The sequence below is a fragment of the Nocardioides sp. genome, from assembly GCF_016462705.1.
Lineage (GTDB): Bacteria > Actinomycetota > Actinomycetes > Propionibacteriales > Nocardioidaceae > Nocardioides.
In genome coordinates this window covers 1-11,862 of sequence record NZ_JAEMSS010000135.1, presented here as the reverse complement: position 1 = coordinate 11,862, position 11,862 = coordinate 1, and the positions used below count along the sequence as shown (strand labels likewise).

At 71.9% G+C, this 11,862-nt stretch carries 17 protein-coding genes; 13 read left to right on the top strand and 4 right to left on the bottom strand.

The window, feature by feature from the left end; translation table 11 throughout:
• The 5 genes from JHD21_RS15925 to JHD21_RS15905 form a co-directional block, all read left to right on the top strand.
• Positions 1 to 748, top strand: a 748-nt coding sequence (locus tag JHD21_RS15925) for an NAD-dependent epimerase/dehydratase family protein (protein WP_292677196.1), incomplete at its 5' end; no start/stop codon positions are given.
• Positions 749 to 758: 10 nt separating this feature from the next.
• Positions 759 to 1,463 (top strand): GAF domain-containing protein, encoded by a 705-nt coding sequence (locus JHD21_RS15920; RefSeq protein ID WP_292677195.1) that lies wholly within the window; start codon positions 759 to 761, stop codon positions 1,461 to 1,463.
• Positions 1,460 to 2,107, top strand: a complete 648-nt coding sequence (locus JHD21_RS15915) for a response regulator transcription factor (protein WP_292677193.1) — start codon at positions 1,460 to 1,462, stop codon at positions 2,105 to 2,107. Before JHD21_RS15920 ends, JHD21_RS15915 begins: the two co-directional genes overlap by 4 nt.
• Positions 2,108 to 2,152: 45 nt before the next feature.
• A complete protein-coding gene (locus JHD21_RS15910; RefSeq protein WP_292677190.1) occupies positions 2,153 to 2,440 on the top strand; it encodes a hypothetical protein in 288 nt (95 codons plus the stop codon).
• Between the two features lie 48 nt (positions 2,441 to 2,488).
• Complete coding sequence (locus JHD21_RS15905; RefSeq protein ID WP_292677188.1) at positions 2,489 to 2,980, top strand: NUDIX domain-containing protein; 492 nt, start codon at positions 2,489 to 2,491, stop codon at positions 2,978 to 2,980.
• Here the strand turns inward: JHD21_RS15905 and JHD21_RS15900 are convergent.
• Positions 2,964 to 3,983 carry an MFS transporter gene (locus JHD21_RS15900; protein ID WP_292677198.1) on the bottom strand — a complete coding sequence of 340 codons (1,020 nt, stop codon included), beginning with the start codon at positions 3,981 to 3,983 and terminating at the stop codon, positions 2,964 to 2,966. The genes JHD21_RS15905 and JHD21_RS15900 overlap by 17 nt on opposite strands.
• The gene (locus JHD21_RS15895) at positions 3,926 to 4,366 is read right to left on the bottom strand and encodes an MFS transporter (protein WP_292677186.1); all 441 of its coding nucleotides are present in this window, start codon (positions 4,364 to 4,366) and stop codon (positions 3,926 to 3,928) included. The genes JHD21_RS15900 and JHD21_RS15895 overlap by 58 nt, the downstream gene beginning before the upstream one ends.
• A 158-nt stretch (positions 4,367 to 4,524) precedes the next feature.
• Between JHD21_RS15895 and JHD21_RS15890 the strand changes: the two genes are divergently transcribed.
• The 6 genes from JHD21_RS15890 to JHD21_RS15865 all read left to right on the top strand — a co-directional run bounded on the left by JHD21_RS15890 (position 4,525) and on the right by JHD21_RS15865 (position 8,855).
• Positions 4,525 to 4,899 carry a MarR family transcriptional regulator gene (locus JHD21_RS15890; RefSeq protein WP_292677184.1) on the top strand — a complete coding sequence of 125 codons (375 nt, stop codon included), beginning with the start codon at positions 4,525 to 4,527 and terminating at the stop codon, positions 4,897 to 4,899.
• A 74-nt stretch (positions 4,900 to 4,973) separates the two neighbouring features.
• On the top strand, positions 4,974 to 5,432 hold the full coding sequence (locus JHD21_RS15885; protein ID WP_292677182.1) for a M67 family metallopeptidase: 459 nt from the start codon (positions 4,974 to 4,976) through the stop codon (positions 5,430 to 5,432).
• Positions 5,432 to 5,704, top strand: a complete 273-nt coding sequence (locus JHD21_RS15880; RefSeq protein WP_292677179.1) for a MoaD/ThiS family protein — start codon at positions 5,432 to 5,434, stop codon at positions 5,702 to 5,704. The genes JHD21_RS15885 and JHD21_RS15880 overlap by 1 nt, the downstream gene beginning before the upstream one ends.
• 7 nt (positions 5,705 to 5,711) lie before the next feature.
• Positions 5,712 to 6,662 carry a pyridoxal-phosphate dependent enzyme gene (locus tag JHD21_RS15875; protein WP_292677177.1) on the top strand — a complete coding sequence of 317 codons (951 nt, stop codon included), beginning with the start codon at positions 5,712 to 5,714 and terminating at the stop codon, positions 6,660 to 6,662.
• Positions 6,663 to 6,681: 19 nt separating this feature from the next.
• Positions 6,682 to 7,860, top strand: coding sequence for a DUF3152 domain-containing protein (locus tag JHD21_RS15870; RefSeq protein WP_292677175.1), 1,179 nt, complete (start codon positions 6,682 to 6,684; stop codon positions 7,858 to 7,860).
• Between the two features lie 17 nt (positions 7,861 to 7,877).
• Entirely contained in the window at positions 7,878 to 8,855 is a 978-nt protein-coding gene (locus JHD21_RS15865; protein WP_292677173.1) for a ribose-phosphate diphosphokinase, read from the top strand.
• Here the strand turns inward: JHD21_RS15865 and JHD21_RS15860 are convergent.
• Positions 8,852 to 9,589 (bottom strand): PAS domain-containing protein, encoded by a 738-nt coding sequence (locus JHD21_RS15860; RefSeq protein ID WP_292677171.1) that lies wholly within the window; start codon positions 9,587 to 9,589, stop codon positions 8,852 to 8,854. The genes JHD21_RS15865 and JHD21_RS15860 overlap by 4 nt on opposite strands.
• Before the next feature lie 139 nt (positions 9,590 to 9,728).
• Here JHD21_RS15860 and murI point away from each other — a divergent pair, with 139 nt between their 5' ends.
• Together murI and JHD21_RS15850 are read left to right on the top strand one after the other, a co-directional pair.
• Positions 9,729 to 10,565 carry a glutamate racemase gene (gene murI, locus JHD21_RS15855; RefSeq protein ID WP_292677169.1) on the top strand — a complete coding sequence of 279 codons (837 nt, stop codon included), beginning with the start codon at positions 9,729 to 9,731 and terminating at the stop codon, positions 10,563 to 10,565.
• Positions 10,562 to 11,323, top strand: coding sequence for an MBL fold metallo-hydrolase (locus JHD21_RS15850; RefSeq protein WP_292677167.1), 762 nt, complete (start codon positions 10,562 to 10,564; stop codon positions 11,321 to 11,323). The genes murI and JHD21_RS15850 overlap by 4 nt, the downstream gene beginning before the upstream one ends.
• 14 nt (positions 11,324 to 11,337) lie before the next feature.
• On the opposite strand, the gene JHD21_RS15845 is transcribed toward JHD21_RS15850, so the two are convergent.
• The coding region (locus JHD21_RS15845; protein WP_292677164.1) for a response regulator transcription factor at positions 11,338 to 11,862 on the bottom strand (525 nt) is incomplete at its 5' end.

Sequence of the window (11,862 nt, the reverse complement as noted above, 5' to 3'; positions counted from 1 at the left end):
CCCGCACCTCGTGCACATGTCGTCGGTGGGCGCCTACTCGCCCCGCACCGGGCCGCAACCCGTGCCCGAGTCGTGGCCCACCGCAGGCGCGCCCACCTCGCCGTACAGCAGGCACAAGGCCGCGGCCGAGCGGCTGCTGGACGATCTCGAGGGACGCCATCCCGAGCTGGTGGTCACCCGGTTGCGGCCGGGCATCGTCGGACAGGGCGCGGCGGGCAGCTCACTGCTCCGCTACGGCGTGCCGGGTTACGTCCCCGCCAGGCTGATCGGGCACCTGCCGGTGCTCCCGCTCGACCCGCGACTCGAGGTGCCGGTCGTCCACGTCACCGACGTGGTGGACGCCGTCAGCCGGGTCCTGGACCGCACGCCGGGCGGCGCGTTCAACCTGGCGGCCGACCGCCCGGTGACCGCAGAGATGGCGGCGCTGGCGCTGACCGCGCGGTTGGTGCCGGTGCCGGCTCGGGTGCTGAGGGCCGTCCTCGCTGGCGCGTGGCACGCCCGGCTCGCGCAGCTCGACCCCGGCTGGCTCGACCTTGCCTACTCGGTCCCTCTCCTCTCGACCGACCGGGCCGAGCTCGAGCTGGGCTGGAACGCCCGGGTGTCCACCGTGGACCTGCTGGCGGAGGTCGTGGAAGGACTCCTCTACCGGCACAGCGCCCCCACGCCGGTGCTGCGCCGCCGTTCCCTCGTCGACACGGTCCGGCACCTGGCCACGGACGGCCCGGTGCACCGGCGCCGCGAGCCCTGAGGAGGGTGGGATGGAACCGATTCCCGAGAGCGTCGAGGCGATGCGCGAGCGGGACGCCGTGATGGAGGACGACGACCTGCTCGACCGCCTCCGGGCGGTCAGCACCGAGGTGCAGGAGCTCGTGCCGGACTGCATCGGCATGAGCATCGCCATCCTCGAGGACGAGCTGGCGCTCACGCTGGTGGCCACCGAACCGGAGATCGCCGTTCTCGACGCCCTGCAGTACCTCGGTGACGGGCCCTGCCTGGAGGCGGTGCGAGAAGGCGCGGTGGTGGAGCTCAACGACGAGGACCTGCTCGACGAGGAACGGTGGCGGATCTTCGCCCTGGCCGGTGCGTCCGGCGTGGTGGCGAGCACCCTCACGCTGCCGATCGTGCGCGAGGAGGAGGTGGTCGGCAGCGTGAACCTCTACGCCGCCTCCGGCCACGCGTTCAGCGGTCACCACGAGCAGCTCGCCCAGATGCTCGGCGGCTGGGCTCCCGGAGCGATCGAGAACGCCGACCTGACGTTCTCGACCCGGCTGCGGGCCGAGCAGGCCCCGGCCCACCAGCGGGCCCGAGCCCGCATGGACACAGCCGTCGGGCTGCTGGCGGCGTACGCCGGCCTGTCCGCGGACACTGCCCGGTCCCGTCTGGAGGCGTCGGCGGCGCGCGCCGGCGTGGCGCCGTCCCGGATCGCGCACGCGGTCATCACGCTCTTCGGTGGCGAGCCATGAGCGACCCCGGCACGCCCGTGCGGGTCGCCCTGGTCGACGACCACGCCATCGTCGTGCAGGGTCTGGCAGCCATGCTCGCCGACCACCGCGACCGGGTGCAGGTGGTCGAGCTCGACTCGCTGCGCGACCCGCCCGACGACGTGGACGTGGTGCTCAAGGACGCCTTCGGCATGGTCGACGACCTGCGCGAGTTCGTGGAGTCGACGTCGTCTCCCGTCGTGGTCTTCGCCTTCGCCGCCGACCCCGACGTCGTCGAGGCAGCGCTCGACCAGGGTGTGGCCGGCTACGTGCACAAGGGCGTCAGCGGTGCCACGTTGGTGGCCGCGCTCGAGCGGGTCCGGGCCGGCGAGCGCGTGGTGGAGGTCGACGCCGCCCAGGGCGCGGAGCAGGCAGTGGGCGACTGGCCAGGCCGCCGGAACGGCTTGAGCGAGCGTGAGGCCGAGATCCTCACGTTGATCTGCCGGGGCATGAGCAACAACGAGATCGCCCAGCAGCTCTACCTGAGCATCAACTCGGTCAAGACCTACATTCGCACGGGATACCGGAAGATCGGTGCGCGAACCCGCTCCCAGGCCGTGCTCTGGGGCCTGAGGCACGGGTTCGTGCCGACACCGAGGCGAGAACGTCCGCCTCCCGACGGGTGAGGACGCCTCCCGTGACAAAGCCGACCTCACGGGTTACCGGGGGGTATGAGCTTCCTCGAACGGCTGGCCGGTCTCCTGTCCCGCGACGGGACCGCGCGGCGCCGCGGTGAGCAGGACGCTCCCGCCGACCCGGCCAACGCCGGCGCCCGGGAGACGGGTGGCGGGTCCGACGCGCCCACCATGGACGCCAACAGCACGACCGGAACCACCGAGAGCGCGGAGTTCGTAGGCCGCGCCGGCGGCGACGAGACCGGCGACACCGGCGCCAGTGGCGCCGAGGTGCGCTCCGGAGAGACCGCGGACGGACGGACCGGCGCCGCACGCGACGAGTGAGCCAGGCCCGCACCCCGTGCGCTCCGGCACCCGTGGACAATCGCAGGCGTGCCCATCCCTCCCTTCGTGGCCGAGCTCCGGGAGCTCGTCGGGACCCGCCAGCTGTGGCTGCCGGCCGTGACGGCCGTGGTCTGCCGAGGTGAGGCGGACTCCCGCGAGATCCTGCTGACGCTGCGCGCCGACAACGGCCAGTGGGCGCCGATCACCGGGATCCTCGACCCGGGGGAGGAGCCCGCGGTCGGGGCCGCGCGCGAGGCCTACGAGGAGGCCGCGGTCCACATCAGCGTCGACCGGCTCGCCTCGGTCGGTGCCAGTCCCCAGGTCACCCACGCCAACGGTGACCTGGGCGTCTACCTCGACCTCACCTTCGCCTGCTCGTGGGTCGGCGGTGAGGCGCGGGTCAACGACGACGAGAACCTCGACGTCGGCTGGTGGCCGGTCGGCGCCCTCCCGCCGATGCGGGACTTCCTGCGAGAGCGGATCGCGCACGCGCTCGCCGACAGCCCCGCCGCCAGGTTCGAGGTCACGCGGCAGGAGTGACGTAGTCCGGCTCGGGCTCGGCGAGCGGCTCCGGTTCGGCTGCCGGGCTGCGCACCAGCAGCCCGAGGCCGGCGACGAGCGCACCGACGATCGCGACGATCGCCGCGAAGACCAGCCCCGGCCGGAAGCTGTCCAGCGCTGCCTGCTGCGTGGTCGCGCCTTCGGCGCCCGACGCGATCAGGGCAGTGGTCACGGCGAGGACCACGGCCGCGCCGACCTGCATCGACGTCTGCAGCACGCCGGCCGCGAGGCCCTGCTCCTCGTCGTCGACCCCGGTGGTCGCCTGGATGTTGATCGCGGGGAAGCCGATCCAGCCGACGCCGATGAGCAGCAGCGCGGGCAGCAGCAGGGTCGGGTACGACGGAGAGGTGTCCACCCGCAGGAAGAGCAGGTAGCCGACCGCCATCACGGCCATGGTGACCGCGATGATCCGGGACGTGCCGAAGCGGTTGACCAGCTTGTCGGAGAACACGGCGGACGCGGCCACCATGACGCCGACCGGGAGCAGGGCGAGCGCGAGCTCCAACGGCGACCAGCCCAGGGTGCCCTGCAGGTAGAGCGTCACGATGAACTGCCAGCTGAAGTAGGAGCCGGCCACCGCGACGATGGCCAGGCTGGCACGGACCAGCGTCGCCTTGCGCAGGATGCCGAGCCGGATCAGCGGGTGCCTGACCCGGCTCTCCGCGACGACGAAGCCAGCGACGAGGGCAGCGACCAGGACGAACGAGGCGACGGTGCGGGCCGACGCCCAGCCGACCTCCGGTGCGGCGACGACCGTGTAGACGAGCAGCAGCATCGCACCGGTGGAGAGCGCGGCACCCAGGAGGTCGTGGCCCCCTTCCTCGGCCGGCCGGTCCTTCGGCAGCAGCAGGAACGCCGCAGCCAGTGCCGCGAGCGCGATCGGCACCGGCAGCAGGAAGGTCCAGCGCCAGCCGACGCCGGTCATCAGGCCGCCGAACAGCAGCCCGCAGGAGTAGCCGCCCGCACCGAAGACCGTGTAGATCGACAGCGCCTTGTTGCGGGCCGGGCCCTCGGCGAAGTTGGTGGTGATGATGGGGACCCGGTCGGTGCGGTGAACGCCGCGGCCAGGCCCTTGACGAAGCGGGTGAGGATCAGCAGCGGCCCGCTGCTGACCAGGCCGCCGGCCAGTGAGGCCAGCGCGAACACGGCGAGCGCGATGAGGAAGACCTTCCGGCGTCCGAACAGGTCCGCGGTGCGACCACCGAGCAGCAGCAGGCCGCCGTACCCGAGGACGTAGCCGCTGACGAGCCACTGCAGGGAGGACGTCGACAGGTCGAGCTCGTCGCCGATCGACGGGAGTGCGACGCCGATCATCGAGACGTCGAGTCCGTCGAGGAACAGGACGATGCAGAGGGTGATCAGCATCGCCCAGGTGCGCGGGCCCCAGCTGGTGGCGCCGGCGGAGGTGGCTGGGTGAGTAGTGGTTGGTGAGGTCACTCACCTGAGAATTCCATGCGCATGCATTCAATGCAAGAGCAAATAATGTGGTTGCATCGATTGGTTGTGCGCACTATCCTGCGCGCATGGGTCGAGCGGGACTGGTGGACGAGTGGCGGGCCCTGCTCGAGCGCCACGCCGCGGTCAGCTCCGCGCTCGAGAAGGCACTGGAGGACCGGCACCACATCGGGCTGAGCGAGTTCGAGACACTCGACCGGCTGGTGGACGCCAACTGCGGCAAGTACCGGATGAACGACCTGTCGGGCGACATCCACCTGAGCCAGAGTGCGCTGTCCCGGGCGGTCGCCCGGCTGGAGCGCGACGGGCTGGTCGAGCGGAGCATCTGCGACGACGACCGTCGGGGCGTCTTCGTCCGGCTGACCGACAAGGGCCAGCGGGTCCATGACCAGGCGCTGCCCACCCACCGCGCGGTGCTGCAGGAGACCTGGGGCGCCCGTTAGCCCGTCGGGGCCGGCGGCCACCATGCGCGAGACGTCGGTCAGGACCCCCAGGGTGACGCCATACCCTTGAGCACGTGCTGACGATCGACCAGGCGACGTACGACGCCATCGTGGCGCACGCCAAGCGGGACCACCCCGACGAGGCGTGCGGTGTGGTCGCTGGCCCCGAGGGCAGTGACCGGCCGGAGCGGTTCATCGAGATGGTCAACGCCGCCGGCAGCCCGACGTTCTACGAGTTCGACTCCGGCGACCTGCTCCGGCTCTACCGCGAGATGGACGACAACGACGAGGAGCCGGTGGTCGTCTACCACTCCCACACCGCCACCGAGGCCTACCCGAGCCGCACCGACATCGGCCTGGCCAGCGAGCCCCATGCCCACTACGTGCTGGTCAGCACACGTGAGCACGGGAATAACGAGGGTCCGGTGGAGTTCAGGTCGTATCGGATCGTCGACGGCGAGGTGACCGAGGAAGAGGTCACGGTCGTCGACCAGCTACCTGCCCCAACCCCCATGACGGAGAGTTCAGTCTGATGGCCATCGAGGTCCGCATCCCCACGATCCTGCGCACCTACACCGACGGCGCCAAGGCCGTCGACGCGCAGGGTGGCAGCCTCAGCGCGCTCATCGACGACCTCGAGGCCAACCACCCCGGCCTCAAGGAGCGCCTCGTCGAGAACGGCGACCTGCGCCGGTTCGTCAACGTCTACATCAACGACGAGGACGTCCGGTTCATCGGTGGGCTCGAGGCCGAGCTGAGCGACGGCGACCAGGTCGTCGTCCTGCCGGCCGTCGCCGGCGGCTGACCCCCGGATGACCCGGTACGACAACCTCCTCGCCTCGGTCGGCGGTACGCCGCTGATCGGGCTGCCCGCCCTGTCGCCGAGCGCCGACGTCCGCCTGTGGGCCAAGCTCGAGGACCGCAACCCGACCGGGTCGATCAAGGACCGTCCGGCGCTCCGCATGGTCGAGGAGGCCGAGAAGGCCGGCCTGCTGCGCCCGGGCTGCACGATCCTCGAGCCGACCTCGGGCAACACCGGCATCTCGCTGGCCATGGCGGCCAAGCTCAAGGGCTACCGGCTGGTCTGCGTGATGCCGGAGAACACCTCCGAGGAGCGCCGCCAGCTGCTGCGGATGTGGGGCGCGGAGATCATCACCTCGCCCGCGGCCGGCGGCTCCAACGAGGCCGTCCGGGTGGCCAAGCAGGTCGCCGAGGAGCACCCGGACTGGGTGATGCTCTACCAGTACGGCAACGAGGCCAACGCCCTCGCCCACCAGGAAGGCATCGGGCCGGAGATCCTGGCCGACCTCCCGAGCGTCACCCACTTCGTGGCCGGCCTCGGCACCACCGGGACGCTGATGGGCGTCAGCCGGTTCTTCCGCCAGGCCAAGCCTGAGGTGCGGATCGTGGCCGCCGAGCCCCGTTACGGCGAGCTGGTCTACGGCCTGCGCAACCTCGACGAGGGCTTCGTCCCCGAGCTCTACGACGAGACGCTCATCGACGCCCGGTTCTCGGTCGGCCCGCGCGACGCCGTACGCCGGGTGCGGGAGCTCCTGGAGCTCGAGGGCATCTTCGCCGGCATCTCGACCGGGGCCATCCTGCACGCCGCGCTGGGCCAGGCCGCCAAGGCGGTCAAGGCGGGCGAGCCCGCCGACATCGCGTTCGTCGTCTGCGACGGCGGTTGGAAGTACCTCTCGACGGGGGCCTACGAGGGCACCGTCGACGAGGCCGAGGACGCGCTCGAGGGGCAGCTCTGGGCCTAGCCTGCCTAGGCTGTTCTCGATGAGACGCGCCCTGCTCGCCCTGGTCCTCGCCGTCGCCGGAGTCTCGGTCTGGACGTCACCGGCCGACGCCGCGCCCGTCAACACCGTCCCACCGAGCATCACCGGCACCCCTGAGTACGCCGCCACGCTGACCGCCCAGCCCGGCACCTGGACGCCCGCGCCGACGTCGTACGCCTACCGCTGGCTGCGCGACGGCCAGCCCATCGCCGGAGCGGACCAGCAGACCTACGTGCCCGGGCTCGACGACCTGGGCCGCCGGCTGTCGGTCGAGGTGACCGCCAGCGACGGGAGCACCACCGCGGCCGCCGTCTCGCCCGAGACCGAGAAGGTCGCGCGCGCGACCCTGAAGGCGAAGGGCGGCCAGAAGATCGTGGGCGAGCCGCGGTTCACCCGGACCCTCGTCGCGAAGGGCGGCAGCTGGTCGGCCGAGCCCACCCGGATCAGCTACCAGTGGCTGCGCTTCGGCCGCCCGATCGAGGGTGAGACGGGGCGCCGTCACCCCGTCGCCGTCCAGGACGTCGGCACCAGGCTGCGGGTGGCGATCACGGCCAAGGCACCCGGCTACACGACGCTGACGGTCACCACGGACCGCACCGAGCGGGTCCGGCACCGCGTCGACGCCCGGCGCACGGTCCGCTACCACGTGGAGACCCGCGGCGCGCTCACGACCAGTCTCAAGACCTTCGTCCGCCAGGCCCAGCAGACCTTCGACGACCCGCGAGGCTGGCGGGGCGCCGGCATCGAGTTCCGGCGGGTGGCCCGGGGCGGCTCGATGACGCTCGTCCTCAGCGCGGCCAGCCTGGTGCCGAGCTTCTCGTCGGGCTGCAGCAGCGAGTGGAGCTGCCGGGTCGGGCGCTACGTGATCATCAACCAGGAGCGGTGGAAGCACGCGTCGCCTGCGTGGAACGCCGCCAACGGCGCCCTGCGCGACTACCGGCACATGGTGGTCAACCACGAGTCCGGCCACTTCCTGGGGCTCGGCCACGCGGGCTGCCCCGGCCCCGGACGGCCGGCGCCGGTGATGATGCAGCAGTCGAAGGGGCTCGCCGGCTGCCGGTTCAACCCGTGGCCGACGGCCCGCGAGCTGGCCAGCCGGACTCCAGGGCCCGGACGGGCCATGGCGTACGGCGCCCCCGCTGGTTACTCTCGCCCGGTCGCACACACAGTCGTCGACTAGCGGGAGCCGGGCACCGAATGCGCGAGATCGTGGTCTTCAGCGGCAGTGCCCACCGCCCGCTCGCCAAGGCCATCTGCGAGGAGCTCGGTGTCGACCTCAGCTCGGTCGAGCTGACCCGGTTCAGCAACGACTGCCTCCAGGCGCAGCTGCAGGCCAACTGCCGTCAGCGCGACGTCTACATCGTCCAGCCGCTGGTGCCGCCGACCCAGGAGCACCTGATGGAGCTGCTGCTGATGATCGACGCGGCCCGTGGGGCGTCGGCCCAGCAGATCACCGCGGTGATCCCCTACTACGCCTACGCGCGCTCGGACAAGAAGGACGCATCCCGGCTGTCCATCGGCGGCAAGCTGGTCGCCGACATGCTCAGCGCCGCCGGCGTCGACCGGGTCATCACCATGACGTTGCACGCGCCGCAGGTGCACGCCTTCTTCTCGGTGCCCGTCGACCACCTGACCGCGCTCGGCGTCCTGGCCGACCACTTCCTCGGCCAGGACCTCAGTGACACGGTCGTCGTCTCGCCCGACTTCGGCAACGCCAAGACCGCGAGCCAGTTCGCGCGGCTGCTGGGCACCCCGGTGGCGGCCGGCTCGAAGAAGCGGCTGGCCGACGACCAGGTCGTGATCGACAACATCGTCGGCGACGTGCAGGGCAAGCGGGCCATCGTCCTCGACGACGAGATCGCCACCGGCGGCTCCATCGTCGAGCTGCTGGAGCGGCTCGCGGAGCACGGCTGCACGGAGGCGGCGGTCGCCTGCACGCACGGCCTGTTCGTCGGCAAGGCGCTGGAGCGGCTCCGCGAGCACCCGATGATCTCCGAGGTCGTCACCACGGACACGGTTCCGCCGCCGGCGGACTGGCCCGCGCTCGAGGTGCGGTCCGTGGCCGGGCTGTTCGCGGCTGCCATCGACCGGATCCACGCCGGGGAGTCCGTGAGCAGCCTCTTCGACGGCGTCGACCCGAGCCTGGGCCCGCCGCAGCCGCGGCTGTTCGACTAGGCGGGCTGTTCGGGCTGTTCGGGCAGCTCGGCGGCGTTCTCCCGCACCAGGTCGCCCGGCTGGAACTCGTCGCCCTCCAGGGGCGTGCTGAGGTCGGTGATGACCTGCCGCGCCGCGTCGAGGGTGCGCAGCACGTAGCCGCGAGCCGAGTTGTCGTCGTCGACCTCGAGCGCGTACAGCGCCGCGGTCAGGCCCTGCACGACGTTGTCGTTGATCTCCAGGGCCGCGCGGCGCCGCATCCGCTCCGCCTGGGCGCGGGCGGCGTGCTCCTCGCGCTCCCGCTCCGCGAGGACCCGCTCGGTGATGTCGATGCACGTCCCGCGCATCCGGACGGGACTGCCGTCCTCGTCGAAGAGCACCTGGCCGTTGGTCGACAGGTAGCGGAGCTCACCGTCCGGGCGGACGATGCGCTCGGTCATCTCGTAGGGCTCACCGGTGGCCAGGGCCTGTTGGTGGACGGCTTGGACGTGCTCGCGGTCGTCCGGGTGCAGGAACGACAGGAACCGCTCGTAGCTGGGGTTGAACGACTGCGGCTCGTAGCCGTAGATCCGGTAGAGCTGGTCGGACCAGCGGTTGGTGTCGGTCGGCATGTGCCAGTCGTAGTCGCCCATGTTGGCCAGCTGCTGGGCGTTGTCGACCCGGAGCCGCAGGTCGTTGAGCTGCGCCTCGGCCTCGAGGCGGCGCTGCACCTCCTGCTCGGCGGTCCCCAGGACCTGCTCGCTCGTGTCGCCCATGGGGCAAGCCTCTACCCGATTCCGGGCATTGTCCCGCCAACCGGCGAACACGCACCCCGAAATCGTGATGTCACCGGCGTACGTGACGTGCGCGACGACCCCGTGCCCGGGGCGGGTGGACGACCTACGCTCTCCTGTTGTGCCGCCTCCCGTGCCCGACGACGCCGACGCCCCCGACGCCGACGCCCCGATCGGGATCTTCGACTCCGGTTTCGGTGGCCTCACGGTGGCCCGGTCGGTCATCGACCAGCTGCCGCACGAGTCGGTGCGCTACCTCGGCGACACCGCGCGCCAGCCCTACGGCCCCAAGCCGATCGGCGAGGTGCGCGAGTACGCGCTCGAGTGCCTGGACCACCTCTACGCCGAGGGGGTCAAGGCGCTGGTCATCGCCTGCAACTCGGCCAGCGCGGCGATGCTCCGGGACGCCCGGGAGCGCTACGACGTCCCCGTGGTCGAGGTGATCTACCCCGCGACCCGGCGCGCGGTCGCCGCCAGCCGGACCGGACGGATCGGGGTCATCTGCACCCGGGCGACGGCGGAGTCGATGGCCTACGAGGACGCGTTCGCGGCTGCGCCCCACGTGGAGCTGACCACCCAGGCGTGCCCGCTGTTCGTGGACTTCGTCGAGGCCGGCGTGACCGGCGGCGACGAGCTGCTGGCCGCCGCGCACACCTACCTCGACCCGTTGACCTCCGCCGGCGTCGACACGCTCATCCTCGGGTGCACGCACTACCCGCTGCTCACCGGCGTGATCTCCTACGTGATGGGCGACGGCGTCACGTTGGTGAGCAGCGCCGAGGAGTGCGCCAAGGACGTCTACCGGATGCTCGTGAGCACGGGCCTGATGCGCCCGGGCGGGGAGCCGACGTACCACTTCGCCACGACGGGGGCGCCCGCGGAGTTCGAGCGGATCGGCCGGCGGTTCCTCGGGGCAGAGCTGATGGCGGCCACCCAGTACGCCGGGGGGCTCTCGTGAGGCTCACCGTCGTGGGTTGCTCGGGGTCCTACCCCGGGCCGGACTCGCCGGCCAGCTGCTACCTCCTCGAGCAGGAGGACCCGGACGACGGCCGGACCTGGCGGATCCTGCTCGACCTCGGGAGCGGGGCGCTGGGGGCGCTGCACCACTACGCCGACCCGCTGTCGATCGACGCGGTGGCCCTGAGCCACCTGCACCCGGACCACTGCCTCGACCTGTGCGGCTTCTACGTGCTGCGGAAGTACCACCCGCTCGGCTCCCAGCCGCGGCTCCCGGTCTACGGGCCGGGCGGCACGGGGGAGCGGATGGCCCGCGCCTACGACCTGCCCGACGGGCCCGGCATGGCCCACGAGTTCGACTTCCGCACCTACGACACCTCGTTCTCGGTCGGACCGTTCACCATCGAGGCGATCCCGGTCCTGCACCCGGTGGAGGCCTACGGCCTGCGGGTCACCGCCGGGGGCGCGACCGTCGCCTACACCGGGGACACCGCTCCCTGCGAGGCCCTCGACCGGGTCGCGACGGACGTCGACCTGCTGCTCGCCGAGGCGTCGTTCCGCGCTGGCGACGACAACCCGCCGGAGATCCACCTCACCGGCACGGACTGCGGCGAGCTCGCGGCCCGGACCGGCGTCGGCCGCCTGGTCCTCACCCACATCCCGCCGTGGTTCGACAAACAGGACCAGCTGGCCGATGCGCGGGCAGCCTGGGACGGGCCCGCCGAGCTGGCCCGCACGGGCGCGACGTACGAGCTCTAGGTGTGGGCTGCCGCTCAGGCCAGCCCGGCGTCGTGGACGCAGATCGCGATCTGCACGCGGTTGGTCACCTGCAGCTTCTCGAACAGCCGGGAGACGTGGGCCTTGACCGTCGGCACCGACAGGTGCAGCTCGCCGGCGATCTCGGCGTTGCTGAGGCCGCGGCCGACGGCGAGCGCGACGTCGTGCTCGCGCTCGGTCAGCACGGCGAGCCGGCGGATCGCGGTCTCGCTGCGGTCGTCGTCGGCGTCGTCACGGAGCCGCTGGATCAGCGTGCGTGTGACCGACGGCGACAGCATCGGGTCACCGGCGGCCACGGCACGGATCGCCGCGATGATCTGCGGCGGCGGGGTGTCCTTGAGCAGGAAGCCGTCGGCGCCGGCAGCCAGCGCGTCGACCACGTTGTCGTCCGCGTCGAAGGTGGTCAGCACGATGACGCGGGGCGGGTCGGACCGGCTGTGCAGGGCCCGGGTGGCGGCCAGGCCGTCGAGCCGGGGCATCCGGATGTCCATGAGCACGACGTCCGGCCGCAGCCTCTCGAT

Bases quoted from the DNA above. Each gene is read 5' to 3' on its own strand.
- JHD21_RS15915 (WP_292677193.1), top strand. From the start codon at position 1,460: ATGAGCGACCCCGGCACGCCCGTGCGGGTCGCCCTGGTCGACGACCAC.
- JHD21_RS15895 (WP_292677186.1), bottom strand. From the start codon at position 4,366: ATGCTGATCACCCTCTGCATCGTCCTGTTCCTCGACGGACTCGACGTC.
- JHD21_RS15865 (WP_292677173.1), top strand. From the start codon at position 7,878: ATGCGCGAGATCGTGGTCTTCAGCGGCAGTGCCCACCGCCCGCTCGCC.
- JHD21_RS15890 (WP_292677184.1), top strand. From the start codon at position 4,525: ATGGGTCGAGCGGGACTGGTGGACGAGTGGCGGGCCCTGCTCGAGCGC.
- JHD21_RS15870 (WP_292677175.1), top strand. From the start codon at position 6,682: ATGAGACGCGCCCTGCTCGCCCTGGTCCTCGCCGTCGCCGGAGTCTCG.
- JHD21_RS15920 (WP_292677195.1), top strand. From the start codon at position 759: ATGGAACCGATTCCCGAGAGCGTCGAGGCGATGCGCGAGCGGGACGCC.
- JHD21_RS15910 (WP_292677190.1), top strand. From the start codon at position 2,153: ATGAGCTTCCTCGAACGGCTGGCCGGTCTCCTGTCCCGCGACGGGACC.
- JHD21_RS15860 (WP_292677171.1), bottom strand. From the start codon at position 9,589: ATGGGCGACACGAGCGAGCAGGTCCTGGGGACCGCCGAGCAGGAGGTG.
- JHD21_RS15880 (WP_292677179.1), top strand. From the start codon at position 5,432: ATGGCCATCGAGGTCCGCATCCCCACGATCCTGCGCACCTACACCGAC.
- JHD21_RS15875 (WP_292677177.1), top strand. From the start codon at position 5,712: ATGACCCGGTACGACAACCTCCTCGCCTCGGTCGGCGGTACGCCGCTG.